Source organism: Pseudoalteromonas sp. KG3 (genome assembly GCF_030436385.1).
Classification (GTDB): domain Bacteria; phylum Pseudomonadota; class Gammaproteobacteria; order Enterobacterales; family Alteromonadaceae; genus Pseudoalteromonas; species Pseudoalteromonas prydzensis.
In genome coordinates this window covers 38,815-62,183 of sequence record NZ_CP098523.1, presented here as the reverse complement: position 1 = coordinate 62,183, position 23,369 = coordinate 38,815, and the positions used below count along the sequence as shown (strand labels likewise).

Genomic DNA, 23,369 nt, shown 5'->3' with positions numbered 1-23,369 from the left:
AACTGCAAGCGGCCAAAAACGCGGCTGACAGCAAGCTAGAAAAAACAAGCGCTAGTAATTAACTAGCGCACTTGCCAATCATACTCTTTTATTTTTTCAACCTTCCCCGCTGTAACTTCAAGCCGCTTAAGTGCCCTTGTCAAATTGGGCCCAGGCACGCCATTAAGTGTTGCTGCATTTGCTTTGCCAATTCCACGAACTAGGTGATCGCTAAGCGCCGATTTTATATCTTCACTGGTGCTTTTACCAAACGATAAAAGCACATCTAACCGCTCTTGGCTTTGTGAGCCTTTATATAAATACTTCATAATTTATTTATCGCTTAAGTGATAATTAATTTATTATATTTCAATATTCAACAAATGCCCACCTATTTGATCTTTATGCTGTCACTTTGTGTCAAACATTGTCACATTTTTGTCATTACGATCCTTTTCAACTGTCATTCAGATCCTTTGGTTATAAGGGCTAGCTAAAAATGGCCTGTCACTGGGGGTGTCAATTTAACGCATTTTTTGCACGAAAGCGGAAGGCGAGGAGGAGTGAATTTTGGAGCTCTTTGGTTCTCAGCTAATTGTTAAATGGTTGTTTGGCATACACACAACCACTGTATATAATGACAGTGTGTATTTTTAACGGTTGGTGAAATTATGGCGCGGGTTACTTGTCCAAATTGTGAAGCTAAAGCGACGATCACATCACGCGAAAAACAAAGCGCCCATGTGGTTAATTTATATTGTTCGTGTACAAATACTAAAGAGTGCGGGGCTACGTTCCGTATTACCCAATCGTTTGATCACTTCTTAAATCCGCCCATTCAAAACACGCAACAGCTTGCCGCATCTCTTTTAAAAAACCTTTCCAAAGAACAACAGCTGTCATTGCTGGGCGTTTAACATTCACATTTTTAAATAATGTAGGGTTATCGGGGTTATAAATAGTTGACTCTTTTTATCTGCGGGGTTATAGTAACCCCACGTTGAGAAATAAAGCGAGGTACAGTGAATAGCAAGGATTTAATCAAACAGCTAGAAGAGGCGGGTTGGCAAGAAGTTAGAGTGAAAGGCAGTCATCATCACTTTAGGCATCCAAACCATACCAACCTCATTACCGTTCCCCACCCTAAGAAAGATTTAGGCAAAGGATTGGTAGCAAAAATACTGAAAGATGCGGGGCTTTAAGCCCCTATTTCCTTAACACTATCACTGTTGTAAACACTCATTAGGAGAATAGCGATGTTATATCCAATCGCAATTGAAAAAGGCACAGAAACTGAAGCATTTGGCGTGGTGTTTCCTGATGTGCAAGGCTGTTATAGTGCAGGTGACTCATTCGAGCAAGCACTATTAAACGCTAAAGACGCACTAGAAACCCATTTAGAGTTATTAGCCGAAGACGGTATTTTACCGCCGCAATCAAGTAATATAAACGATCACGTAAATAACCCTGAGTTTTCAGGCTGGGTATGGGCGTTGATTGATATTGACCTTGAACCCTACTTAGGCAAAGCAGGTAAAATTAACGTTACCTTGCCTAACCTGCTTACTAAACAAATTGATGATTTAGTAAAAGCCCATCCTCACTATAAAAGCCGTTCAAACTTTTTACAGTTAGCGGCACAGCATGAAATACAAGGTATTTCAGCACGTTAAACTAAGGGCGCAGTAAGCGCCCTTTTTACTGCCCACTTATTAATGGTTCACAAATTGTTGAATGCTGCTTAGTTTTTGCCCTTGGGTTTCGACTATGTGAAGCAGTGATCGCAACTCTTGCTCTAGGCCTGTTACGTCTTTAACACTAATGGGTGTGTTGCTGCGTTGGCACTGGCGCAATATGGTAAATAGCTGGTTCATACGTAAGCGCCAGCCGCAATCAAACATGTCTCTAAACGGGATGAACATACTTAAGCGCATTTCAGGAAAGTCTAATATGGGTAATTCGCTTAGGGTTGGCAAAGTGGCAAGCTCGGGTTCGTTGCGTTTGCTGTGTAAAAATACGCGGTTTACTTCTAATTGAAATTTTGGGCTGATCCACCCTGCGTAAGATATGGCTAATAGTTCGTGGGCGAATGTGCCCGGTGACTTTCCACCACGAACCGAATGCATTGGTTCTAGGTCTAAGGGTAAATTTACCCTTAGCTCATTAATAAGCTCTTTCGACTCTCGTCTTCTTACCCATTGGCTAGGCTTTTTATGATCATCTAAACCACTGGCTTTATGCAGTGCGTTTAAGTTTACACGGTTGTAATGATCAACAGGGATTAGGGTATTTGAAATAATAAGTTGGTTTGTCATGGTAATGACCTCTTGTGTATTTTAAATAAGTCACCACACATTGAGACCAATCAAAGGGTGGTGAGCTGAACAAGGTTGGTCTACCGTACACAAGGAAAACGGCGCTCCGAAGAGCCCTCGCCCAGCCCACCATAATAAGGATGTGCTAAAGCGTGCGCATTAAAAAACCAGCTAAAAAGCTGGTGACAATGCACCTTGTGTAATTTCGAGAGACCAATCTCGGCAACTGGATTTTGCCAGTGCCTTTTTACTATAGCCCCGCACAAGGCGCACTGTCAATAGGGTGTTACTGGCGTTGTCTCCCGTATTGCTGTTGTTGTGGCGCATGTTGTTGCTGCTGCTGATCATACTGCGGCGCTTGCGCTTGCTGGTATTGCTGCGGTGCATAGCCTTGGCTTTGGTCTTGATTTTGTTGGTTTTCGCTATCCCAAAAAATATACAGCTTTAACGGGCCTTGGTGGTTTATTGGCATGGTGTCGAGCTCTATCTCTACGCTTTCGCTGCCGCCTTGATTGTTGCTCGGCCATTTAGTGGCACGGCCTAATGTGGCGTAGCGGTTTTTGGTAGTGTTGCCTTGCTGGTATTTTTCAGCAATACAGGCTACACGCCCTTTGTCGAGTGGTTTATTTTGTTGGTGCATGGTGCGTTTCCTTTTTGGTTAATGTTTTATTTAATGATTTGTGCTTTACAACTGAGTGGTACACCCAGTTGCGACGTTTAACTGTTGATTTCATGGTTCACCATAATTCGCTTAATTCTTTTTCTAACTGCTTTTGCGCTAAGCGCTCTTCTAGCAGTTCGCGGGTTGACTTGCTGCGCTGCTGGTATTGCGGGCGCGGCTCTTGGTTTTCGTGGTGCGGCATTTTAGCCGGTGCACTTACTGTTTTTGGTGAAACAATTCGCGCTTTTTTAGTACTTGGCTTTGCTGTTGTTTTTATTTGCCCGGTGCGAAATTTATATTCTTTTCGCTCGCAACCACAGCCCTGAACAAGTCCTAAGTTATCTTTACGTACTACGCGAGTGGTTCCGCAAATGCATTTACACATAAAATGCTGCACACCTCGGTTGCGGCGGTCTTCGTTTAATACTGTCCAGTTGTTGAAAACGTCACCCGCTTTTACTTTACCTGTGGCCATGGCTGGTCTCCTGTTGTTTTGGTTGTGGTCTGTTTGTTACTGCAAATACATCGGCGTTAGGTTCTTGCTGGTAGCCGTTACAAATTTCGGTAGCAAATACGCTGTTATTGGTTTTACCGCATTGGCCGTATTGGGTTCTTGGCTTTGGCAAACCAAATGTACTAGTAAACGGGCTGTGCTGATCCTCGGCATAACCCTTTGGGCAAAACGCTTGGCAACTAATACATGCCTTTGGCATGAGTACTTTTGATATTTGAATAGCCATTTTCTTAGTCCTTATATTTTATAAATGCATTTATATTCGAACTCATAACCACCACTTTCGGCTTTTACTTCTGTTCGCGTTAAATAACCTTTATCTCTTAGTTTTTTGAGCCTTAAGCTTATTGATTGAACGCTTGTTGCTAAGCTATTGGCTATTTTGCTACTAGTGTTTTCACCCATATCAATACAAAACAAAATATCCTCATCGCCACTACTGATCTCTAAACTCTTCATTCGCGCTCTAAGTGCTGGGTTTAGCATTGCCAATCTAATTTCTAGGTCTTCCATAGTTATCTCCTACGCCATTAAATCCAGTGCCCACCAATCGTTATCGCTGATTGCTGATGCGCTGCCGTTGTTTACTAAAATTGCTAAGTCCCAATCGCCAATGGTGATCAGGCCTTTTTTATTCTCGCCGTAATGGAACTCGCCGAGTTCATTGCGCGTTGCATTAAGGGTTTCGCGCCCGTCAAGCTGGGCGTATTGATAAGCAAGGTCCACAAGTTCACGCGCTTGTTGCCAGTGTTCATCTGTTACGTGCCAGCTTGCCGATTTTTGGGCGAGTGATTTTGCTCGGTATTCAATAGCAAGGTGTTTGTTGTGTTTTATTTGCGCGGTTTCGTCTAAAACGTGAAGTTGGCCGTTTTTAATTTGGTAAATTTGGCCGTTTCTCGCGATCCTCTTACCACTATTTAGATCCTTTTTTACCTCTTTGATCTGTTTTTCATCACACCCGATCATATCGAGTATTAACTCGGCGCTAGACCCTGCGGCTATAGGCGTACAGTTATTACCACTAGTCCAAGATAGGTCGGCTGCGCCGACGTTGGTGCTAGCCTTAGCTGCGAGTTTTTCTGCTGTACCCTTGAGTTGCCTGGTCCATTCGATAAGGCGGGTTTTTAAGCTGGTTGCATCCGTTACGTTATGCACGTTGTTAAACAAACGCGTAAGCACGGCTTTGTAATCAATATTGGTCACAACACCTTTAATGCGGCGCACTACTTCGGCGTAGTCGTTGCCCATTGGGGTGTCTTCGTACATTGATTTGAAATTAGCGGCGCGGCCAATACACATGCCGCCCTGTAGTTTTACGTAGTCTTTCCAGTTGGCGGTATCGGCAGCATGGCGAATAGGCTCTATTACTTCGTCTTTTACAGCGGTGCGCATGCGTCGCAATTCTCGGTAAACGGTGACGCTTGGCGAACCTTGGAACTGAAATTGCCTAATATTCCACGTACTCGCCCACGCTAAAACGGGGTTGGCTTGCTCTTGCAGGTTTTCGCCGGTGTCAGCGTCAACATGATCAGTCAGCATATAACCATCAATATTTTTACTGATGTATTTAGCAATGTAGGCCGCTGCACTGCCCTTACTTTTATCGAGCTTTACAGCGTCAAAGCGTGGGCTAAAAGTACGGTAAAATTTGCTAGGCGCTTTATGGTTTTTCGCCTTAAATTTTTTCGGTTCTCTGTTCTCGGCTTTGGCTTTTTCAGCTTCTTCTTTGTTGCGCTGTATAGCGACTTCGTTGGCTTTCTTTTTAGCAAAGCCCCACTCGCTGCGCTTTTGTTTGTACAGTTTAAATAAATGGGTTTTCTCAGAATGAGCGCGATATTTAACACAGGCCTCAACGGTTTTGATGTGCGTGCCGTGGGTGTTTATATCTACAAATTTGTTGAATACTTTGGCGCGGGTAAGCTCTGGGCCATAACGATCGTAAAGCTCGGTTTTGTCTTCTTGGATAAAGTACCAACGCAAAATAGCGTTGATTTCTTGCAGTTTGTTTTTTGGCATGAATAACATCATGTGCCAATGTGGGCAGCCGTCAGCGTGTGGCTCAACTACGCGTACACCAAAGTATTTATTAAGGGCGCGGCGGTTTAGTTTTGAACGTGCGCGAGCCCATGTTGTAGTTAAGTAGTTTTGCGCATCTTTAGGGGTTGAGCCGTCCCACGTACTTGCATTGGCATGAAAACGCGCCGGGCATGTAATGGTGTAAAACATGGCAACATAGCCCATTTCGTCGGCTAGTTCTTCAGTCTCACGAATGCGTAACATTAATTCGTTGCGGCGGTTAGCAGGGTTTGCCATGCCGCTTTTTACGGCTTCGATTAGGTCAATTACATCGCCGTTGTCGGCCTGTAGTTCCATCATTTCTAGGAACTGTCGGCCACTGGCTTGAGCAAAGCTAAACTCACGCTGCGCTTGCTTTGACGAGTACGGGCTAATACCACGGCGTTTTGGCTTTTTGCTTTTTTTATCGTAGTAAAGGTCTTTACCCACTTGGCCGGTGGCAATTTCAAGCAGCTCTAAAAACTGTTTGCGCAGGGTTTTTAATTGTCGAGCCCACCACTTGTCGCATTGCATTTTAAGCAAGGCGATTTCAAAACAGGCTTGCGGTAAGTCATCTTCACGCATGTCGTAAAATGGCACGTTTACGCCAAACTGTTTGGCATAGGCTGCAACACCTTCGTAGGTAAGGCGTACTATTTTTTCATAGGGTAAATGCTGGTTTTGCTCGCTTACATCTAGTGCTTTTTCAACGCACTCTAATGCCAGGGTGCCTGCATGTTTTTTGGTTTTTTCAATACTACTTAGAATATGCCATGGCAATGGCATATTGTGAGTAATACTGAGTAGCACACCAAAACGCGGCTTTAAACGCTTAATAGTACGGCGCATCCATGTATTAGCGCGGAACTGACTCCCCGCTTTTTTCTCGGTGTAACGATCAATGTATTTACGGGCCAGGCGACTTTGCAGCGACACAGGCACTTTTTCCAAGTTGCTGGCAAGGTAATTAAAATCGTCAATATCATTGATAGACGAAATTAAGCCCTTAGCTATGGTCGATAGGTTAAGGGCGTCAAGATCGAGCGGTTTAGGGTTAGCCATGGTTTTACAGCACGATTTCCATTGGCTCGCCACCAATTTGCACGGCATTTAATGCAATACTCATTTGGCTGTAAACTTGCTCAAAGTTAACATCTTCATCAGCAATCAGTTTCACTATGGGTAGTAAATCAGTCAACGTGTCTTCGCACTGCATTAGCATGTGTGCGGTGCTACGTTTGTTTAAAAGGCGGATAGTAAAATTGGCTTGCTCAATAGTGTGTAAAACAATATTTAGTATTAACTGTTTTTTAGATAGATCTTGGTCTTTGATAGTGGTCATTTTCAGTAGTCCTTGGGGGTTAAATTACAAACAGGTTTGGTGTGAGGTTTTCTTTTGCCGTTTTGCAAAATACAAAATGGGCGTATTCAATTGAATCAGTTTTCCATGGGCATTCAGGATTAAAGCCCGGGCGCTTGTGGTGAACAAACACAGAGTGCAGCGGCGTGGTTTGCCACATTGCAAAACGCTTTTGTGTGCCTAGCCAATTAAGGCGTTGCAGCATGATCACTAAACCATGCGGTTTAACATACGTCAGCGCGTTATTTAAAAATTCTTGAGAGATACTAAACGGAGGATTAGTGATCACAGTGTCGTACTGCTCTTGCCCTTCACAACTTAAAAAGTCATGCCCTTTTTTACTGGCGCGGCTATCTGTACGAATATCCCAACTTTCAACATTAAAATAACCATGGGTATTTAATACAGCTGGGTAGCTCATTTCATATTTATCGCAACCGCCGGCACTTGGGTCAAGTATGTCGTTACCCAAATCTAATGGCGTTTTAGCATGTGGGCTTGCAGGATTTACAGCGTCTAAAAACTCACTAATCAACCAATGAGGTGTTACATAATAATCATCTTTATTACTTGTCGTGCCACGATTTCTTGAGCTCATGATCAATCCTTAGTGCGAACTAACAGTTAAGTGTGAATAGTCGGTGTTGGCATCTTCGCGCGGAGCGTTTTTCACAAACTTAGCCGGTGCCATGGCATTAGCATCGGTGAATGCTTTAACCAGTTCTTGTAACTGCAAAATGGCTTTGTGAAATTTAAGGCGTGTTTCTGCGTCATACTCTGCAAAGTTATCTTTTTGCTGCATAGGTTTAACATTAACAATATGGCAGATAATCGCCCTTTCTTGTTTAGTTAGTACTGAGTTATAAACATGCGCAGCTGTATGGCGTTTATCACCCATCATGGCTTTAATTTCAGCAAGCCCTTTTGGTATGTGGCGACCTTCAACCGCTTTTAACGGAGCTGGTTTTGCGGCTTCAAGATTTGCTAAGCGATTTTTAACGATTTGTAATGCTGGGTTTGCCATGGCTATATCTCCTGCTGTTTAGCTGCGTTTAAATAGTTGGCGGCTTGTGTTTTTAACCAGAAAACTGCTTTTTGTATTGTTTGGTACTCGTCGCCATTGCAATAAACTGGTAAGTCAAAATCACCAACACGCGCTTGCAGTGCTTTACCGTTTGCGGTTGCACTAATTTTGCAGCTCAACAAATAGCGGCATTGCTCTGCTAATGTTTTAAAGCCGCTTAACGTTTCTCTGCTAAATACTTGGTATGTGCTCATTGCCCTGCTCCTAGTTATTAACTTGTTTATTGCCGTAAATCTCTTGAAACTTCTCACTGCCTAACCGCATAAACTCTTCAATATCTGCTTCAAGCCATACAACACGGCCGCTCGATATTTTATGTGTTTTAGGAAACTGCCCTTTATCCATCAACCGATATAACGATGTGCGGTGCATGCCGCACTTTTCAGCCACATCGGCTGGGCGTAAGTAGCGGTCGTTAATGGTGATAACTTCGCCGCGTAAATTGCGGCGGTAGTGATCGGCTACATTTGACTGACTCATGCTGTATCTTCCTTACCCTATTTCTATAAAATCCCTCTCTGTTTTGGTATGTTGCAAGTGCGAATATTCACAAACCAAAACAAAGAGGAAAAACCTATGTCTTTAACCCTACAACTTCACTTAGTTGATAAGCTAAATACCCTAGCCGACCAAATTGTAGAATCGCTATCACCCACCTTTCCGGCCTGTGAGTTAGTCAATGCACAAGCGCTAAACGTAAAACCGGACGAGCTAGAAAATGCGCTCGATTTTATGGTTAACGCTGGTTATTTATTCGAATCGGGCAAAGGCTACGCCCTGACCGAAAAAACCGCCGTTTTACTAATGAGCCGTACATTCAGCCCAATGATCAAAGTAAATCAAGGCGTAAAGAACGCGCAATGTCACCAATCAACGCCTTGAACTCCTCATCGCTATAACTAGCATTCCCCATGTGTTGCTTGCGTTTTTTATAAAACTCACGCAGCACATGCTTTAACACTTCAAAATCTGGTTCAGCCTCATAATTAACAACAGGCTGTAACAAGGTAACAATTTCATGCGCTCGCTCTTGCTTGCCAATTTCGCGCAGCGCTACTTCATAGTAATGTCGGGAGCAGCTAGGTTCTTCGCCTGCATCAACTCGCGCTTGCTCTTCTTTAAGCCAGCTTTCAACTTGTTCGCGAGTCTCACCGCAATAAATAGCTTCAGCACTCATGCCGCGTTCTCCTTGTTTGTTTTTTGGTGATCGGCCAGTAAATCGTTTACCGATACTTCACCGTTGGTTAGTTCTGAAATACGGGTAATGTATTTCGCTGGGGCTTGGCCGTGACGGTTAATCCAATGAAACACTGCTGTTTGATTAACCCCTAAAATTTTTGCTAGCTTTGTTTGCCCACCAATTAGGCAAACTGCTTTTTCAATGGCAGACATAAAAACCTCTATCTAGATTACTTTAGGTAATATTAAGATCACTTTAATTCATTGTCAAACACAATAATTACTTTTATGCATAATGGGTGATAGCTTTTAGTAATTTGTGTTTATTACAAAAGGTTGTAATAATCTTCCGAACATAATCACTTAAAGTTATAAAGATTAATAAAAAGGATAAATATGGATATTGCAGAAAGAGTGAAGGAACGTCGTAATCAGTTGGGTTTAACTCAATACCAACTTGCTGATTTGGTGGGTGTTGCACAAACATCTATACAAAAGTTAGAAAGAGGCGACACCAAGAACCCACGCAACATTGAGGCATTAGCCCGTGGCTTGCAATGCACACCCGAATACTTACGATTTGGCATTAGTGACAACATAAACAGTAACGTTGCACCAGGGCCAACACTTAAAGCGGCCGTGCCATTAATCAGCTGGGTGCAAGCAGGTGCATGGTCTGAGATTAGTGAAATTAAAGCGTATGATGCAGAGCGTTACTTGTGCCCCGTAAAATGCAGCCACCTAACCTTTGCACTAAAAGTACAAGGCGTAAGCATGGAACCTAAATTTTTTGACGGCGATTTAATTTTTGTAGACCCTGAGGCAGAGTGTATTCACGGTTCCTACGTAGTAGCCCGCCTAGACGACGACAACCACGCCACATTTAAGCAGCTCATTATTGAAAGTGGCCACAAGTTTTTAAAAGCCGCTAATCCTAACTGGCCTGAGCAACTAATACCGATAAACGGCAATTGCACGTTGGTGGGTAAAATAATATTTGCTGGTAAATCGTTTTAATTAACTAAACACCAGGCACAAAAAAGCCCGCTAAGTGCGGGCTTTTTTTATGTGTTTATTAAATCCATTTCATTAATGTTAGCAGCATTACGGCTGTTTGTGAAAGTGATTGGTTTGCTGTTAATTGCTGATCGCCACCTATATAAAACTCATCAAGCGCTACGACTAGCTCTTTAGCATATGGCTTTAAATCATCCATTTTTTTAATGCTATTCTTAATGTTTGGTGAAAGAGTTTCCTCAGTCCAGAAATGCGCGAGTATATTAGCAGAAATAGCCAGCTTTTGATCACTAGTATAACTCACCCAGTTTGTTCCGTTCATTTCTCCATAACTTATATTAATATCGTGGGTATACCATTCTCCTTTGGCTTTAACCTTTTTTTCTGTTTCAATCCACTCCGCCTGAACTAGCAGCTCCGCCATCAGCTCACCAACCACTGGATTAAAATTTGAGTCTCCCGCTTTATCTGCTATGACTACACTCATATTTTTTGCCAGTCCTTCTGCAAAAGGCTTTAAATCGTCTTGATTGCTTATTGTGGCAGTAAGTTTTGAATTTAAATTTCCCTCCTGCTTTAATGCTGCAATATATTCAGCGCAAACAGATACCTGCTGTTTATAAGTTGCTTTGCCCCATTCGCTTACCCTTTTTTCAATCAAGCTTGAATTGCCCTTTTCATACCAGCTGGGGTAGTCTTGAGTTTTTATTTTCCCTTCTGATATTTCATGAATAGTATCCGTCGCCGTTGCAACAACCTCTTCTTTTTCAACTGGTGTGGCGAAGAATGCTGCTATAACTAAAATTACCAGCGACGCTATAATCGCCTTTCCTTGGGTTAGCTCTGTATGAGCTTTCCCTTTTTCTTCATCCTGCTTTTTTATACCGGCGTTCATTTTAGCCAGCAACGGCGGCAAGCAAAAAACCGATGCCAACAGCAAGAGCAGCCCCGCAATTGTATCTCCCTCTGTTAGCATGCCTATACCGCCAAAAACAAAGCTTACCCCAAAAAACCAGCCTAGTACTTTTAATATCATGCCCTTTCCTTATATTTTCCATAATGTTGCAAAGGGATAGATTAAGTTTTCGTTCAGGTTTTAACAACCTGTGTATTTATACAGGTATTAAATTGCAGCACACTTGCCAATAAAACAACATGAAACAGCAAGAGACAGCAAGAGACAACAGTAGATAGCAGTAGATAAACGCCAATAGTCCTTGAAAGAGACTATCCTGTAAGTTATATTGTTTTACACGGTAAACATTTATACAAATTAATGTTTATACATTTGTTTATTTGCATACCGTTGTAGAGCTTTGTATGTAAGACATTGCACGCCTTGGGAGAGTATTATGAACAATTTTAACGAAGAAGATTGGCCGATATAGGCTGACACGCGTTTTAAAGAAAAGAGCCTTAATGGCTCTTTTTTGTTTTTAAGGGACAATATAAAGTGAATAAACGCAGTTTAATAAAAAATATTTTTATTGTTTGGTTTATATTTATTCCGATTTTTGGAATTTACCTTATAGCCAAACTCGATTCATTATTTTTTGCAAGTGGTGCTGTATTACTGTCGGCTACGTTGGGTTTATCGGCCGCATTAGCTGGCATGTTTTATCAACGCCAAACCGCTAAAGAAAAAAACACTCTGGATTTTCAGCAAAAACTTAAAGATGACAAAGACTATTTAGCTCATGTAGTCGAAATTAGTAAAATAATACATAGTTTAGAAAGAAAGCAGACATTACTTGATTTAGCAAAACCTCAAAATTCTAGCGATCCTAGGGGTTCATCTATCAGGTATGTTTTAAATACTTGGGAGCAGGCTGCAAACGCTATTAAACACAATTTATATGATGAAGCTTTTTTATATTCGTCTCATAAGTCATCTGTGATTGATCTTAGCTTACATTTAAGGCCATTTATTAGAGAGCGGCAAATGAAGAATATATCTCTTTATTCTGACTTTAGTTTGCTAGCGCTTAAGTGGACCATTAAAAGGGATAGCTTTGAGTCTCAACAAACCAAAAAAGAGCTAAAGCGTATATTTAAACAACTTGATAAAGTTAAGTCTGGCAAAATTAGTTACCTACAAAAGTAAACCCGCTAAGTGCGGGTTTTTAATTTATTACATTAATTATAAACTTTTCCCACACTTCTATGCTCTCTCGCTTTTCGGTCATGTAGTCGTAGCGGTCGTAATGCACGCTTGATACGTCAAACTTATGATGCTGCTGCAGTATGTCGCGGTTGGTTTTATTTATGCCTGCCTTGCCCATGAGTGTTTTACATGTGCGGCGTAGGTCGCGGGGGTTAAATGGCTTTACGCTGTGCTTTTCACACCAACGCAATATTGCCATACGTATTGTTGATACATGCGCGGTGGCTGTTGGGTTGTCGCGGTGCGGGAACATTTGCCCAGCGCTACCCTGTTGCTGCATGAGTTCTTGAATAATGGGTATAGCTAAATTAGACAGTGGCACTATGTGATCGCCCCGCTGTTTTATTTTTATTCGGGATGCGGGAATGGTAAATGTTTTATTTTTAATGTCGTATTCACTGGCGCGGGATGCGTAAACTTCGTTTATGCGCTGGCCGCCAAGGCACAATGCGAGCTTTATGTATTGCTGGGTGTAATAAGGCAGGTCTTCTGCGTGCCATACTTTTTTAAGCTCTTCTTCGTTTAACCAGCGTTCGCCTTTGTTTTTTGGCGTTTCAAAATTTATGTCTCTTATAAAGTTGCTTTTGATTTCGTACAAATTTGGCTTTTTGTATTGCTCTGGCGAGTTATCAAAATCTATTGCGTATTTTAATATGCTCATTAATACGCTGCGAACTAGGCGTGCTTGCTCTTTTGCCCCACGGTTATAAACACGGTAAATAATGTCGCGGGCCATATCTATTGTGAACTCGTCGGGCATTAAATCGGGTGTTATAAACGGGGTGAGGTTTCGCTTTATTAGTTTTTCTGTTCGGTCGATGGTTGATGCTGCCCAGCGAGTACTTATGTATACGTTAAAATCATCAAGCATTTGATGCATTGTTTTTTTAGCTGCTGATTCAAACTTGGCTTTTTGGTTTTGTAAGCGGTGCTCTTGGGGGTCAATATTGTCGCTTAGCAATGCTGATATTTTTGCATGCTTACTACGTGCTTTTTTCAGATCAACAATTGGGTAGTTGCCAAGGCCTATTACTTTACGTTTGCCGTTTATATGATATTGAACGCGAAACGTTTTAGCGCCAGTTTCGCTAACGCGTATTTGCAAGCGCCCTTCCCCGTAGTTACCTGACTCGGTTAATACATAGCGTTTATCTTTGGCTTTAAGTGCCTTAATTGATTTGTCTGTAAAGTTCATATAATGCCGTTTGAAACTGTGACCACCACATTGGTCACAGTTTTGGTCACAGTTTAGTATGCGATAACAATAACAGAATAAGACAGAATGAACAGCTTTAGACTAGTAAATACGGGGGTTTATAAGGGTTTGCGACAAGTTAATACTGCATAGAACCTAAAAAACGGACATGCCAAGCAACTCACACATAAAATAAATTAACCTTTAAACACAATGTTTCTACAAAAGAAGAACTGAGATATTGGCTAGCATTGTTAAACATAAGCAAGATCAAGGCAAGCTTATGTTAGTTCCTTATCCTATACTCTTTACAAACATGTGACTAAACTCACAGATAATCTTATTAAGCTACTTGATAATTATTCGCTCTAGCGCTACTCTAACCAAAGGTGGTCTGACCTCTATTAAGGATTGAATACATGACACTCATATTTATACTTGGTTTAATCGTGTTGCTTAGCATCGCGAGTTACCACAGAGCGAGCTGGAATACTGCCCTAGGCGTTTCCATCGCAACACTAGTTATTGGTACCTTCGCAGGTGCTTTTGGCGCTATCAGCTGGTTGATCTTTTTGCTCATCGCAGTGCCGTTATCTGTTACTGGCATTCGCCAGCAATACATTATTAAGCCTATTTTTGCTGCGTTTAAAAAAGTAACGCCAACCATGTCAGACACTGAAAAATCAGCGATTGATGCCGGTACTACGTGGTGGGAAGCTGATTTATTCTGTGGTCGCCCTGATTGGAAAAAGCTACACCAATACCCTATGCCAAAACTGACTATCGAAGAGCAAGCCTTTATCGATGGCCCGGTTGAAGTGGTATGCAGCATGTTAGATGATTGGGAAGCCACCCATGAGCTAACTGATTTACCGCAAGATGTTTGGCAATACCTAAAAGATAATAAATTCTTTGCCATGATCATCAAGAAAGAATATGGCGGGCTGCAATTTTCTGCCTTTGCACAATCGTGTGTGCTACAAAAGTTAACCAGTAAATCAACCCTGCTTTCATCAATTGTCGGCGTTCCTAACTCATTAGGTCCAGGAGAATTACTGCAACACTATGGTACAAAAGAGCAAAAAGATCATTACCTACCACGTCTTGCCAGTGGCCAAGAGATCCCCTGTTTTGCGTTAACCTCACCCGAAGCAGGCTCTGATGCCAGCGCCATTCCTGATTACGGGGTTGTTTGTAAAGGTATGTGGGAAGGTGAAGAAGTAATTGGTCTAAGCCTTACGTGGAATAAGCGTTACATCACACTTGCCCCTGTGGCAACTGTACTGGGTCTGGCGTTTAAAATGCAAGATCCAGACGGATTACTAGGTGACACCAAAGAGCTTGGTATTACCTGTGCGTTGATCCCAACGGATATGCCAGGGATTGAGATTGGTCGTCGTCACTTCCCGTTGAATGTGCCGTTCCAAAATGGCCCGACTCGTGGTAAAGATATTTTCGTGCCACTTGATTACATTATTGGTGGCCCTGAAATGGCAGGCCAAGGCTGGCGCATGCTGGTTGAGTGTTTATCAGTTGGCCGTGCAATCACGCTACCGTCAAACTCAGTAGGTGGCATTAAAACCATCGCCCTTGCCAGTGGTTCATATAGCCGTATTCGTCGTCAGTTCCGTTTACCAATTGGTCAAATGGAAGGGATCGAAGAGTCTCTTGCAAAACTTGCAGGTTACGCTTACAGCTCAGATGCAGCCGTAAGCATGTCAACCGGTGCGGTTGATTTAGGTGAAAAACCGTCAGTGGTATCGGCTATTATTAAATACCACTTAACTGAACAAATGCGTGATTCGACTATCCATGCGATGGATATTCACGGTGGCAAAGGCATCATGCTTGGGCCAAATAACTACTTAGGTCGTGGCTATCAAGGTGCGCCTATTGCCATTACCGTTGAAGGCGCCAACATCTTGACCCGTAATATGATTATTTATGGTCAAGGTGCTATTCGCTGTCACCCATTCGTACTCACTGAATTAGGTGCCTGCGATATTGAAGACCGTGAAGAAGCGCTGGCAGTATTTGATAAAGCCTTAATGGGTCACATCGGCTTTACTATCTCAAACTTAGTGCGCACTAAGTGGATGAGCTTTACCGGTGCTCGCTTTGCAAGTACGCCATTTAAAGATGAAACAGCTGAGTTTTACCGCACCGCTGCTCGCTTTAGTGCATCACTTGCATTGATGTCTGACATCAGCATGGCGGTATTTGGTGGTTCATTAAAACGTAAAGAACGTATTTCAGCACGTTTAGGTGATTTACTTAGCTACCTTTATTTAGTGTCTGCAACACTAAAACGCTATAACGACGAAGGCCGTAAAAAAGAAGACTTAGCGCTAGTACAATGGAGCTGCCAAGATCATCTTTACCATTGCCAACGCGCACTGGCTGATTTAATTAACAATATGCCATCAGCGCCACTTCGTGCTGCACTTAAGCTCATGTTGTTCCCATTTGGCCGTCCGGTGCGTAAACCGACTGACAAACTTGAACATAAACTAGCGCAAATTTTACAAGTACCGAGTGAAACCCGTAATCGTTTAGCAAGCTATGTATACTTGAAAAATGAGCCGCTTAACTTAGTGGGTCGCCAAGAGCAAACGCTTAAAGACGTGCTAGCCGTGGAGCCATTGTTTGATAAGGTATGTCGTGAAAAAGGCGTGAAACTGCCTTTCTTCCAGCTTGATAAAGTCGCGCAAATGGGCCTTGAAGCAGGTATTTTAACGCAAGCCGAAGCTGATAAACTGGCTGAAGTTGAAAAAGCCCGTTTAGATGTAATTAACGTTGACGACTTTGACCCTGCAGATCTAGTAGCAGGCAAAGCCGCCCAAAAAAGTAAAAACAGCAAGGCGAATGCTGCTTAACTTATTAGGTTAACGCAGCCAACAGTCCGCCTGTTGTGATCATCCAAACCAGCGCATAATGCGCTGGTTTTTTTTGCGCTATATATAATTGTAAAGTGCACCAAACAACACTCAAACTCAACAATAGCCACTGTATGTTAGCTACAAACATCAAATAGCTGAGCATGCTTATAAAAAAGAACAAACAACTCGGTATAAATTGGCTAATAAAAAATAGCCGCTGTTGGTTATTTAGTTGAAAAAACAACTCATATTTGTCTCGCAATTTGCCACAATCAAATTGCAGTGAACTGGTAAATAGTACTATAAAAGCAACCGCTACAACGCTAAATATTGCGGCTAAATCATTACGCTCATTGAGTAAAGTAGTAACAGCCATAAACACACACAACAATAAAGCCACCCGCCACACTAAAATCCAACTGTGTTGAAGAAAGAAGCTCAGCCAAAAAGTAGATAATGAATTGACCGATAATCGGTCGCTCAGCGAAAATGCTGGCAGTAACATGCTCAGCGCAAATAATATAATAAAGCCACAGTGATAAGCTAACGGCACTATATTAATTGGTAACAAGACTAAAATGGCAGTGAATACTAAGCCATATATTAATGCTCTTGGCTTATACAAACACAGCACGCCTAAGCCAAACTGCAGTAACATAAACAGCACAAAATGCGGTGCTCTTAGCCATTGTGATAAGGTTAGATCCATTGCAATCACTGCACTTGCTAGCAACCAGCCATTGCTTAAAAATAATAGTTTTATGTCCATTAACTTAAGCCAGTTTGACCTGACAATCGTACGTTGGAAGAGCCGCTGCTGGTTATTTTTAATAGCTGATTTCATTGCACTGAGCATCACGCTTTGCAGTAATAGATACAGCCACGCCATTTGGGCACCATACTGCGGCGCATCACTGCTGTCGATAATTTTGCCCAGTCCTAAAAATAACAGCAAAATCATACCAAGCATGGCAGAGCCAAGTATCACTAAGAATAATAAACCAAAGTTTTTTAGTTGCAGTAGTAATTGTGTCAGCTCAATTTTATAGGCCTGATAACGATACTCCATAAATGCGCGATATTGTGCCATCACCAGCTTAATACCTAAATTGCTCATAACGCCATACACTCAAAGCCATGCTCAATAAACGGCGCCGGTTCATGGCAAGTGATAATGATTTGCCCATGTGCTTTATCGGCTAAGTAATCATCAAGCAAACCAAGTAAATATTTAATGCTGGCTTGATCAAGCGCAGCACTGGGTTCATCGAGTAATAAATACGGTGCATCACGCATCAGCGCTAAAATTAACTGGCATTTTTTTTGGTTACCTGACGATAGCGCATCAAACCGTGTATTTAAAAATTCATTAAAATTAAATCCGTCTATTATTGTTGTTGGCCAACTACAATCCAGCGTATTCGCGGATAAGTTAATTATTTGCTTTGCAGTCAAAAAGTCGGGTAAAGCAATACGGTCAGAGGCTATAGCAACTTGCTTATGTGGTTCGGTTAATGCTTTGCCTGAAAACAAAATCTGCCCACTTTGGCGACTTTCAAGCTCAGCTAGCATCATCAACAACGTTGTTTTACCTAGGCCATTTGGCGCTTCAATACATATTTTAGGTGCACAAAATTGCACGCTATAACCACTGTACAATATGTTTTCAGCGAACTGTTTGTGTAACCCAATGACTTCTATCATAAATACTCCTTGATTTAGAAAGTGAATTATATCTGGTTTTCTATTTTCGTGGTCTACATGGTTTGTAACACTTTATTGCAGCTCGAATAGGCTAATTACTTGCGTTTAAAAAACGTTCGGTTAACACTAAAAGTCGATAACTATAAACCAAGGAATGTCCGATGAATAACAAATTAAAATTTGCCGCACTTGCCTGTGCAATTAGTCTTGCCTTGAGCGGTTGTAGTCAATCAACTTCAACGACTACCACCACTGCCGCACAGTCACAACAAACTCAGCAAGTTAAAACATATAACGCAAAAACCTTCTTTGATACTACTTCAATTATGGGCAGTAGCTTTTCACCCAGTGGCGATAAAGTACTGGTAAGCTCTGATGAAAGTGGTATTTACAGCTTGTATGAAGTAGATGCAAAAACAGGGGATAAAACCCGCTTAACAAATTTTCAGGATAGTACCTACCCTGTACGTTATTTTCCAAATGATGAACGGGTACTCTTTACCAAAGATTCAGGGGGTAATGAACGTTTTCATGTCTACGTGCGTGAACTTGACGGCACAACCAAAGACTTAACCCCTGGCGATGAAACTCGCGCAAGCTTTGCAGGATTTACACAAGATGGCAGTCAGTTTTTTATTACCAGTAACCAGCGCGATGCTAAATTTATGGACTTATATCGCGTTGATAGTAAAACCTATAAAATGACCCCTGTTTATCAAAACACCCTAGGTTTAGATGTCGGTGCAATCAGCCCTGATGGTCGCTATATTGCACTATCTAAAAGTAACACTAATAAAGACAGCGACACGTTTATTCTTGATACTTATAAAAAGACCCTCAAACCACAATTAATTTCCAAACACGATACACCCGCTCAATATGGTCCTGAAACCTTCTCAGCCGATAGCAAATCTTTATATTACTCTACAGACGCTAAAGGTGAGTTTTCTCAAGTTTGGCGCTATGACTTAGCCTCAGGGGAACATAGCCCTGCACTCAAAGATGACTGGGATGTTAGTTTTATTTATTTTTCTAAATCGGGGCGCTATCAAGTCAGTGGCGTCAATGCCGATGCCAGCACCAAAGTAACAGTGATAGACACACAAACAGGCAAAGAAATTGCGATGCCGCAATTACCAGCGGGTAACTTGCGTGGTGTTAACTTCTCTGCTGATGAAAAAAGCATGGCGTTTTACCTAAACTCAGACACATCCCCAAGTAACCTCTTTGTATGGCAACTAGGCAGTAATAAAGCACAGCGATTAACGAATACATTAAGTAAAGAAATTGACCAAAATGATTTAGTTGAAAGCACTATCGTACGCTTTAAAAGTTTTGACGGTTTAGAAATACCCGGCGTACTTTATAAACCCAAACAAGCCAATAGTAACAATAAAGTGCCTGCACTTATTTGGGTGCATGGCGGCCCAGGTGGGCAAAGTCGCACCGGTTATAGCGCGATGCAGCAACATTTAGTCAATCATGGTTATGCTATTTTTGCGGTTAATAACCGTGGCAGCTCCGGCTATGGAAAAACCTTTTTCCATCTGGATGATAAAAAGCATGGCACCGATGATTTACAAGACATTGTTTACGGCAAAAAGCACTTACAAAGTTTAGACTGGGTTGATGCCGATAAAATCGGCATTATGGGTGGCAGCTACGGTGGCTTTATGACTGCGGCGGCGCTGGCTTTTGAACCTGAAGAATTCAAAGTGGGCATTAATATTTTTGGCGTCACCAACTGGGTAAGAACACTTAACTCAATTCCACCTTGGTGGGAAAGCTTTAAAAAAGCGCTGTATGATGAAATGGGCGACCCTGCAACCGATGGCGAACGTCATCGTGCAATCTCACCATTATTCCACGCCAAGAACATCACCAAACCTTTAATGGTTATTCAAGGTGCTAACGATCCCCGCGTGCTACAAGTGGAAAGTGATGAGTTAGTTGCCGCAGTAAAAGCCAATGGCGTACCCGTAGAGTATGTTTTATTTGATGATGAAGGGCATGGTTTTAGCAAAAAGGAAAACCGTATTACTGCCTCCAACGCGTATCTAAACTTTTTAGATACCTACTTAAAAGAACGCGTTGGCCCACAAGGCTAATATATTAAAGCTGACTAGAAGTTTAATAATAAGCCTGTAATTCTGATAAAGATTGCAGGTTTTTTTATGTACTTTGTCAAGGTCAGATAGCTGATAGCTGATAGCCAAAGTATGTTTTATGCAAAGATTTATATAAGGATTTTATAAACTTGTTATTGAGGAAATAACAAGTGGCGGAGTGGACGGGACTCGAACCCGCGACCCCCGGCGTGACAGGCCGGTATTCTAACCAACTGAACTACCACTCCGCAGTGGTATGTGCATGGGGTAATGCACTTACTAATTTTATTACTGATATCAAGTGGCGGAGTGGACGGGACTCGAACCCGCGACCCCCGGCGTGACAGGCCGGTATTCTAACCAACTGAACTACCACTCCGCAGAGATATCATATTACTTGTTATTACTTAATTTGTTGGCGGAGTGGACGGGACTCGAACCCGCGACCCCCGGCGTGACAGGCCGGTATTCTAACCAACTGAACTACCACTCCAGCATACAAATTTTGTAATATAACGTTGTTTAAATAGTTGGCGGAGTGGACGGGACTCGAACCCGCGACCCCCGGCGTGACAGGCCGGTATTCTAACCAACTGAACTACCACTCCAGCGCATATTTAAACTGTTATTTTTTCTTATTGGCGGAGTGGACGGGACTCGAACCCGCGACCCCCGGCGTGACAGGCCGGTATTCTAACCAACTGAACTACCACTCCATAATAAGAATATGTTTTACAACCATATGTTGTGTAAGCGTTGGCGGAGTGGACGGGACTCGAACCCGCGACCCCCGGCGTGACAGGCCGGTATTCTAACCAACTGAACTACCACTCCAGCACGTACTTACAAATTGTCGAAAATTGGCGGAGTGGACGGGACTCGAACCCGCGACCCCCGGCGTGACAGGCCGGTATTCTAACCAACTGAACTACCACTCCGCATTTTCGTTGCTGTCTGAGTCTCCCCTGACAGCGGCGTGAATAATACGAACCAACCCCTACTTCGTCAAGGGCTTTTTTGTTTTTTTATAGGTTTTTTAGTCATCTGACATCGAAAGGTTTAAAATTTCACCGGATCTATCACTTTTTGAACCATTTTTATCAAGTTGTTTTTTTTCTTCACTTTGCTGCTCATTTTCAACTGCTGTTTTTTTCTGCAAAAATGGTAGCTTAATTTTTGGTAGCAGCGATTTTTTCTGAACAAACACACGAATTGCTAACCAACCAAGGAATAAGATGAGCAGATTTCCACCAACAATTAAACTTATTAATGTCATTGTTGCCATTGATTCTGCCTCTTTCGCAACTCTTTCTATCTCTTGTTGCTCTGCTTCACTAATAACGGGTGCTGGTAATTCAGGTACTACTTCTATCGGCCGCTCTATTTCAAACTTATAAGTGGGGAGTGTTGCCATAAATTCACGGCCATTGACATTAGTGCCAAAAACAGACAGTTCAACACTGTATCTACCCCAATCATAATTTTTAATTGCCAATTCACGGGTTAAACCGTTATTAGCGTCCAAGGTAAACATCTGCTCTTCATTATTGGGGTAATAAATTTTGCCTTGGATCAATACGGTTTCAGGCTGCACAATTTGCTTATCGAGGGTAATAGTTAATTGATGTTCTTGTAGGTCATCCTCGGCAAGTGCGATGCTATAACTAAAAGGTGGCTCTTTAACTTCTAAAATGTCTTGAACAACTGTGCGCTTTAATAGTGGGGTTTCAATGTAAAGTTCCGGTTGCCACTGCCCGGCGGGGAAAACTAATTTAAATTCTCCGGTAAAAACGCCGTCTTTGGGGCGCTCATCAAAACCACGGCCGTCATCTTTAAACTCTGCAACATTGTGAGTACCCGCACCAAAGTTAGCAAAGTCACTGTTGTTGGTACTAATAAAGTCAACATGTAAGCTAACTACATCACGAAATAAGCCGGTATTTATTGGCTGACCATCATTTAAAATCCGCCCAGTCATTTTTACCGTCTCGCCACGAAATAAAAGCGCTGGTAATGGCTCAACTTGTAGCTCTACTTCACCAAGTACTACAATTCTGCTTTTCGGTAAAATACTGCCAACCACTTGCCAAGGGCCTGGCATAGGGTTTTTTATGGTGATCAAGTCATAGCTGAGTTCATCAAACCATTGCAGATTGTCATCCTTTCTTGCTGACGTTGCATAGTATTTACTGCCATCAGGTTTAACTAAAACGACCGCGGGCGCACCGGGCTTACGAAAAAACAATAAGGTAATTTCGTCAACTTTATAATCGATGCGAAAACGATTTTCCAATAATGGAATTTCATTTTGCTGCCCATCACGTTGCAGTAAGGTTATTTTATCTTCACTGGTTGCATTGCTGGTACTTGGTAACATCATTACCAAACACACAGCTAACAGTATGCTTCTCATGCTTTGCCTTATTCGGCACGCCATAAACATTGGCTACCGACTATATTTAACCGTTCTTCATGAGCCAGTTGCTCATCACTACTGGCATGCAGGACTACCAACGGCGCTCGGTTGGGATCTAAACGACGCAATTCTTTTTGCTGCTGTTCACTGCCTTGATTTTTATTTTGATTCAGGTTGAGCTTTACTTGCCCACCGGTCATCGCTAAATAAACGTCAGCTAAGATCTCCGAATCCAGTAACGCGCCGTGTAAGGTACGTTTCGTGTTATCGACATCATAACGACGACATAATGCATCAAGATTGTTCTTCTGACCTGGATGCAAGTCACGCGCCATTTTGAGGGTGTCGAGAACTTGGCAGTAATCGTGAGTTTTTTGATAACCTTGATTAAGTAGCGCAAATTCATTATCCATATGGCCGACATCGAACGGCGCATTATGAATTACTAGCTCCGCCCCTTTAATATAGTCGAGAAATTCTTGGGCGATTTGATGAAATAGCGGTTTATCACGTAAAAACTCGTTAGTGATACCGTGAACATCAATGGCTTCTTCTTCACTTTTACGCTGCGGATTAATATAAACGTGAAAGTTATTGCCAGTTAAACGGCGATTAACTAATTCCACACAGCCGATTTCAATAATACGATGTCCCTGTTTGGGGTCGATGCCGGTGGTTTCTGTATCTAAAACTATTTGTCTACGTGCCATATCGAATTTAGCCTGACTCTGGTATCTTT

28 protein-coding genes and 7 tRNA genes are annotated in these 23,369 nt (G+C 42.2%); 8 read left to right on the top strand and 27 right to left on the bottom strand.

All coding sequences use genetic code 11. The features are described 5' to 3' along the window. Positions 1 to 62: 62 nt before the first annotated feature. A complete protein-coding gene (locus NDQ71_RS00370) occupies positions 63 to 308 on the bottom strand; it encodes a hypothetical protein (protein WP_301562026.1) in 246 nt (81 codons plus the stop codon). A gap of 342 nt (positions 309 to 650) precedes the next feature. On the opposite strand from NDQ71_RS00370, the gene NDQ71_RS00365 reads away from it, so the two are divergent. The 3 genes from NDQ71_RS00365 to NDQ71_RS00355 all read left to right on the top strand — a co-directional run bounded on the left by NDQ71_RS00365 (position 651) and on the right by NDQ71_RS00355 (position 1,652). After that, the gene (locus NDQ71_RS00365) at positions 651 to 896 is read left to right on the top strand and encodes an ogr/Delta-like zinc finger family protein (protein ID WP_301562025.1); all 246 of its coding nucleotides are present in this window, start codon (positions 651 to 653) and stop codon (positions 894 to 896) included. A 105-nt stretch (positions 897 to 1,001) separates the two neighbouring features. Further along, positions 1,002 to 1,181 (top strand): type II toxin-antitoxin system HicA family toxin, encoded by a 180-nt coding sequence (locus tag NDQ71_RS00360; RefSeq protein ID WP_007378159.1) that lies wholly within the window; start codon positions 1,002 to 1,004, stop codon positions 1,179 to 1,181. Positions 1,182 to 1,235: 54 nt separating this feature from the next. After that, a complete protein-coding gene (locus NDQ71_RS00355; RefSeq protein ID WP_039037847.1) occupies positions 1,236 to 1,652 on the top strand; it encodes a type II toxin-antitoxin system HicB family antitoxin in 417 nt (138 codons plus the stop codon). Between the two features lie 39 nt (positions 1,653 to 1,691). Here NDQ71_RS00355 and NDQ71_RS00350 read toward each other — a convergent pair whose 3' ends face one another. From NDQ71_RS00350 to NDQ71_RS00300, 11 genes are all read right to left on the bottom strand, one after another. Further along, complete coding sequence (locus tag NDQ71_RS00350) at positions 1,692 to 2,294, bottom strand: KilA-N domain-containing protein (protein ID WP_301562024.1); 603 nt, start codon at positions 2,292 to 2,294, stop codon at positions 1,692 to 1,694. A 286-nt stretch (positions 2,295 to 2,580) separates the two neighbouring features. Then, complete coding sequence (locus NDQ71_RS00345; protein ID WP_301562023.1) at positions 2,581 to 2,934, bottom strand: hypothetical protein; 354 nt, start codon at positions 2,932 to 2,934, stop codon at positions 2,581 to 2,583. 97 nt (positions 2,935 to 3,031) lie between these two features. Next, the gene (locus tag NDQ71_RS00340; protein ID WP_301562022.1) at positions 3,032 to 3,430 is read right to left on the bottom strand and encodes a hypothetical protein; all 399 of its coding nucleotides are present in this window, start codon (positions 3,428 to 3,430) and stop codon (positions 3,032 to 3,034) included. Further along, complete coding sequence (locus NDQ71_RS00335; protein WP_301562021.1) at positions 3,417 to 3,695, bottom strand: hypothetical protein; 279 nt, start codon at positions 3,693 to 3,695, stop codon at positions 3,417 to 3,419. Before NDQ71_RS00335 ends, NDQ71_RS00340 begins: the two co-directional genes overlap by 14 nt. A gap of 11 nt (positions 3,696 to 3,706) precedes the next feature. Then, positions 3,707 to 3,982, bottom strand: coding sequence for a hypothetical protein (locus tag NDQ71_RS00330; protein WP_301562020.1), 276 nt, complete (start codon positions 3,980 to 3,982; stop codon positions 3,707 to 3,709). Positions 3,983 to 3,991: 9 nt separating this feature from the next. Then, positions 3,992 to 6,586: a replication endonuclease gene (locus NDQ71_RS00325; protein ID WP_301562019.1), complete on the bottom strand. Its 2,595-nt coding sequence runs from the start codon at positions 6,584 to 6,586 to the stop codon at positions 3,992 to 3,994. Positions 6,587 to 6,590: 4 nt separating this feature from the next. Beyond that, positions 6,591 to 6,866: a hypothetical protein gene (locus NDQ71_RS00320; RefSeq protein WP_301562018.1), complete on the bottom strand. Its 276-nt coding sequence runs from the start codon at positions 6,864 to 6,866 to the stop codon at positions 6,591 to 6,593. A gap of 19 nt (positions 6,867 to 6,885) precedes the next feature. Continuing rightward, entirely contained in the window at positions 6,886 to 7,482 is a 597-nt protein-coding gene (locus NDQ71_RS00315; protein WP_301562017.1) for an SAM-dependent methyltransferase, read from the bottom strand. A gap of 9 nt (positions 7,483 to 7,491) precedes the next feature. Then, positions 7,492 to 7,908, bottom strand: a complete 417-nt coding sequence (locus NDQ71_RS00310) for a hypothetical protein (RefSeq protein WP_301562016.1) — start codon at positions 7,906 to 7,908, stop codon at positions 7,492 to 7,494. Between the two features lie 2 nt (positions 7,909 to 7,910). Further along, entirely contained in the window at positions 7,911 to 8,162 is a 252-nt protein-coding gene (locus NDQ71_RS00305; protein ID WP_301562015.1) for a hypothetical protein, read from the bottom strand. A gap of 10 nt (positions 8,163 to 8,172) precedes the next feature. Then, on the bottom strand, positions 8,173 to 8,448 hold the full coding sequence (locus NDQ71_RS00300; protein WP_301562014.1) for an AlpA family transcriptional regulator: 276 nt from the start codon (positions 8,446 to 8,448) through the stop codon (positions 8,173 to 8,175). A gap of 96 nt (positions 8,449 to 8,544) precedes the next feature. On the opposite strand from NDQ71_RS00300, the gene NDQ71_RS00295 reads away from it, so the two are divergent. Then, positions 8,545 to 8,850, top strand: a complete 306-nt coding sequence (locus NDQ71_RS00295; protein ID WP_301562013.1) for a hypothetical protein — start codon at positions 8,545 to 8,547, stop codon at positions 8,848 to 8,850. Here NDQ71_RS00295 and NDQ71_RS00290 read toward each other — a convergent pair. Together NDQ71_RS00290 and NDQ71_RS00285 are read right to left on the bottom strand one after the other, a co-directional pair. After that, a complete protein-coding gene (locus tag NDQ71_RS00290) occupies positions 8,798 to 9,145 on the bottom strand; it encodes a hypothetical protein (protein WP_301562012.1) in 348 nt (115 codons plus the stop codon). The genes NDQ71_RS00295 and NDQ71_RS00290 overlap by 53 nt on opposite strands. After that, entirely contained in the window at positions 9,142 to 9,360 is a 219-nt protein-coding gene (locus tag NDQ71_RS00285) for a YdaS family helix-turn-helix protein (protein WP_301562011.1), read from the bottom strand. Before NDQ71_RS00285 ends, NDQ71_RS00290 begins: the two co-directional genes overlap by 4 nt. Positions 9,361 to 9,543: 183 nt before the next feature. Between NDQ71_RS00285 and NDQ71_RS00280 the strand changes: the two genes are divergently transcribed. Further along, positions 9,544 to 10,164: a LexA family transcriptional regulator gene (locus NDQ71_RS00280; RefSeq protein WP_301562010.1), complete on the top strand. Its 621-nt coding sequence runs from the start codon at positions 9,544 to 9,546 to the stop codon at positions 10,162 to 10,164. A gap of 58 nt (positions 10,165 to 10,222) precedes the next feature. Here the strand turns inward: NDQ71_RS00280 and NDQ71_RS00275 are convergent, their stop codons facing one another. Then, the gene (locus tag NDQ71_RS00275) at positions 10,223 to 11,200 is read right to left on the bottom strand and encodes a hypothetical protein (protein ID WP_301562009.1); all 978 of its coding nucleotides are present in this window, start codon (positions 11,198 to 11,200) and stop codon (positions 10,223 to 10,225) included. Positions 11,201 to 11,617: 417 nt separating this feature from the next. Here NDQ71_RS00275 and NDQ71_RS00270 point away from each other — a divergent pair, with 417 nt between their 5' ends. Next, positions 11,618 to 12,268 (top strand): DUF4760 domain-containing protein, encoded by a 651-nt coding sequence (locus NDQ71_RS00270; protein WP_301562008.1) that lies wholly within the window; start codon positions 11,618 to 11,620, stop codon positions 12,266 to 12,268. Between the two features lie 19 nt (positions 12,269 to 12,287). On the opposite strand, the gene NDQ71_RS00265 is transcribed toward NDQ71_RS00270, so the two are convergent. Next, positions 12,288 to 13,523 (bottom strand): site-specific integrase, encoded by a 1,236-nt coding sequence (locus NDQ71_RS00265; protein WP_301562007.1) that lies wholly within the window; start codon positions 13,521 to 13,523, stop codon positions 12,288 to 12,290. A gap of 419 nt (positions 13,524 to 13,942) precedes the next feature. On the opposite strand from NDQ71_RS00265, the gene fadE reads away from it, so the two are divergent. Beyond that, on the top strand, positions 13,943 to 16,399 hold the full coding sequence (gene fadE / locus NDQ71_RS00260; RefSeq protein ID WP_301562006.1) for an acyl-CoA dehydrogenase FadE: 2,457 nt from the start codon (positions 13,943 to 13,945) through the stop codon (positions 16,397 to 16,399). Between the two features lie 4 nt (positions 16,400 to 16,403). On the opposite strand, the gene NDQ71_RS00255 is transcribed toward fadE, so the two are convergent. Beyond that, complete coding sequence (locus tag NDQ71_RS00255) at positions 16,404 to 17,519, bottom strand: DUF6136 family protein (RefSeq protein ID WP_283710896.1); 1,116 nt, start codon at positions 17,517 to 17,519, stop codon at positions 16,404 to 16,406. After that, positions 17,516 to 18,106, bottom strand: a complete 591-nt coding sequence (locus NDQ71_RS00250) for an ATP-binding cassette domain-containing protein (RefSeq protein WP_283710897.1) — start codon at positions 18,104 to 18,106, stop codon at positions 17,516 to 17,518. Before NDQ71_RS00250 ends, NDQ71_RS00255 begins: the two co-directional genes overlap by 4 nt. Before the next feature lie 161 nt (positions 18,107 to 18,267). Between NDQ71_RS00250 and NDQ71_RS00245 the strand changes: the two genes are divergently transcribed. Next, on the top strand, positions 18,268 to 20,214 hold the full coding sequence (locus NDQ71_RS00245) for a S9 family peptidase (RefSeq protein ID WP_283710898.1): 1,947 nt from the start codon (positions 18,268 to 18,270) through the stop codon (positions 20,212 to 20,214). Positions 20,215 to 20,385: 171 nt separating this feature from the next. Here the strand turns inward: NDQ71_RS00245 and NDQ71_RS00240 are convergent. The 9 genes from NDQ71_RS00240 to dnaQ form a co-directional block, all read right to left on the bottom strand. After that, positions 20,386 to 20,462 (bottom strand) — tRNA-Asp (locus NDQ71_RS00240). Positions 20,463 to 20,516: 54 nt separating this feature from the next. After that, positions 20,517 to 20,593 (bottom strand) — tRNA-Asp (locus NDQ71_RS00235). Between the two features lie 37 nt (positions 20,594 to 20,630). After that, positions 20,631 to 20,707, bottom strand: a tRNA-Asp gene (locus NDQ71_RS00230). A gap of 38 nt (positions 20,708 to 20,745) precedes the next feature. After that, positions 20,746 to 20,822: transfer RNA gene (locus NDQ71_RS00225), tRNA-Asp, on the bottom strand. A 31-nt stretch (positions 20,823 to 20,853) separates the two neighbouring features. After that, positions 20,854 to 20,930 (bottom strand) — tRNA-Asp (locus NDQ71_RS00220). Between the two features lie 41 nt (positions 20,931 to 20,971). Further along, positions 20,972 to 21,048 (bottom strand) — tRNA-Asp (locus tag NDQ71_RS00215). Positions 21,049 to 21,075: 27 nt separating this feature from the next. After that, positions 21,076 to 21,152, bottom strand: a tRNA-Asp gene (locus NDQ71_RS00210). Between the two features lie 98 nt (positions 21,153 to 21,250). Further along, a complete protein-coding gene (locus NDQ71_RS00205) occupies positions 21,251 to 22,594 on the bottom strand; it encodes a TIGR03503 family protein (protein ID WP_225736765.1) in 1,344 nt (447 codons plus the stop codon). Positions 22,595 to 22,635: 41 nt separating this feature from the next. Continuing rightward, complete coding sequence (gene dnaQ / locus NDQ71_RS00200; protein WP_064668339.1) at positions 22,636 to 23,340, bottom strand: DNA polymerase III subunit epsilon; 705 nt, start codon at positions 23,338 to 23,340, stop codon at positions 22,636 to 22,638. Positions 23,341 to 23,369 lie beyond the last annotated feature (29 nt).

What these genes read in the sequence shown, in the direction of transcription:
- NDQ71_RS00315 (WP_301562017.1), bottom strand. Translation starts at nt 7,482, where the DNA reads ATGAGCTCAAGAAATCGTGGCACGACAAGTAATAAAGATGATTATTAT.
- NDQ71_RS00250 (WP_283710897.1), bottom strand. Translation starts at nt 18,106, where the DNA reads ATGATAGAAGTCATTGGGTTACACAAACAGTTCGCTGAAAACATATTG.
- NDQ71_RS00320 (WP_301562018.1), bottom strand. Translation starts at nt 6,866, where the DNA reads ATGACCACTATCAAAGACCAAGATCTATCTAAAAAACAGTTAATACTA.
- NDQ71_RS00290 (WP_301562012.1), bottom strand. Translation starts at nt 9,145, where the DNA reads ATGAGTGCTGAAGCTATTTATTGCGGTGAGACTCGCGAACAAGTTGAA.
- NDQ71_RS00365 (WP_301562025.1), top strand. Translation starts at nt 651, where the DNA reads ATGGCGCGGGTTACTTGTCCAAATTGTGAAGCTAAAGCGACGATCACA.
- NDQ71_RS00255 (WP_283710896.1), bottom strand. Translation starts at nt 17,519, where the DNA reads ATGAGCAATTTAGGTATTAAGCTGGTGATGGCACAATATCGCGCATTT.
- NDQ71_RS00325 (WP_301562019.1), bottom strand. Translation starts at nt 6,586, where the DNA reads ATGGCTAACCCTAAACCGCTCGATCTTGACGCCCTTAACCTATCGACC.
- dnaQ (WP_064668339.1), bottom strand. Translation starts at nt 23,340, where the DNA reads ATGGCACGTAGACAAATAGTTTTAGATACAGAAACCACCGGCATCGAC.
- NDQ71_RS00205 (WP_225736765.1), bottom strand. Translation starts at nt 22,594, where the DNA reads ATGATGTTACCAAGTACCAGCAATGCAACCAGTGAAGATAAAATAACC.
- NDQ71_RS00265 (WP_301562007.1), bottom strand. Translation starts at nt 13,523, where the DNA reads ATGAACTTTACAGACAAATCAATTAAGGCACTTAAAGCCAAAGATAAA.
- NDQ71_RS00275 (WP_301562009.1), bottom strand. Translation starts at nt 11,200, where the DNA reads ATGATATTAAAAGTACTAGGCTGGTTTTTTGGGGTAAGCTTTGTTTTT.
- NDQ71_RS00370 (WP_301562026.1), bottom strand. Translation starts at nt 308, where the DNA reads ATGAAGTATTTATATAAAGGCTCACAAAGCCAAGAGCGGTTAGATGTG.
- NDQ71_RS00285 (WP_301562011.1), bottom strand. Translation starts at nt 9,360, where the DNA reads ATGTCTGCCATTGAAAAAGCAGTTTGCCTAATTGGTGGGCAAACAAAG.
- NDQ71_RS00335 (WP_301562021.1), bottom strand. Translation starts at nt 3,695, where the DNA reads ATGGCTATTCAAATATCAAAAGTACTCATGCCAAAGGCATGTATTAGT.
- NDQ71_RS00305 (WP_301562015.1), bottom strand. Translation starts at nt 8,162, where the DNA reads ATGAGCACATACCAAGTATTTAGCAGAGAAACGTTAAGCGGCTTTAAA.
- fadE (WP_301562006.1), top strand. Translation starts at nt 13,943, where the DNA reads ATGACACTCATATTTATACTTGGTTTAATCGTGTTGCTTAGCATCGCG.
- NDQ71_RS00300 (WP_301562014.1), bottom strand. Translation starts at nt 8,448, where the DNA reads ATGAGTCAGTCAAATGTAGCCGATCACTACCGCCGCAATTTACGCGGC.
- NDQ71_RS00350 (WP_301562024.1), bottom strand. Translation starts at nt 2,294, where the DNA reads ATGACAAACCAACTTATTATTTCAAATACCCTAATCCCTGTTGATCAT.
- NDQ71_RS00295 (WP_301562013.1), top strand. Translation starts at nt 8,545, where the DNA reads ATGTCTTTAACCCTACAACTTCACTTAGTTGATAAGCTAAATACCCTA.
- NDQ71_RS00340 (WP_301562022.1), bottom strand. Translation starts at nt 3,430, where the DNA reads ATGGCCACAGGTAAAGTAAAAGCGGGTGACGTTTTCAACAACTGGACA.
- NDQ71_RS00310 (WP_301562016.1), bottom strand. Translation starts at nt 7,908, where the DNA reads ATGGCAAACCCAGCATTACAAATCGTTAAAAATCGCTTAGCAAATCTT.
- NDQ71_RS00330 (WP_301562020.1), bottom strand. Translation starts at nt 3,982, where the DNA reads ATGGAAGACCTAGAAATTAGATTGGCAATGCTAAACCCAGCACTTAGA.
- NDQ71_RS00355 (WP_039037847.1), top strand. Translation starts at nt 1,236, where the DNA reads ATGTTATATCCAATCGCAATTGAAAAAGGCACAGAAACTGAAGCATTT.
- NDQ71_RS00345 (WP_301562023.1), bottom strand. Translation starts at nt 2,934, where the DNA reads ATGCACCAACAAAATAAACCACTCGACAAAGGGCGTGTAGCCTGTATT.
- NDQ71_RS00280 (WP_301562010.1), top strand. Translation starts at nt 9,544, where the DNA reads ATGGATATTGCAGAAAGAGTGAAGGAACGTCGTAATCAGTTGGGTTTA.
- NDQ71_RS00245 (WP_283710898.1), top strand. Translation starts at nt 18,268, where the DNA reads ATGAATAACAAATTAAAATTTGCCGCACTTGCCTGTGCAATTAGTCTT.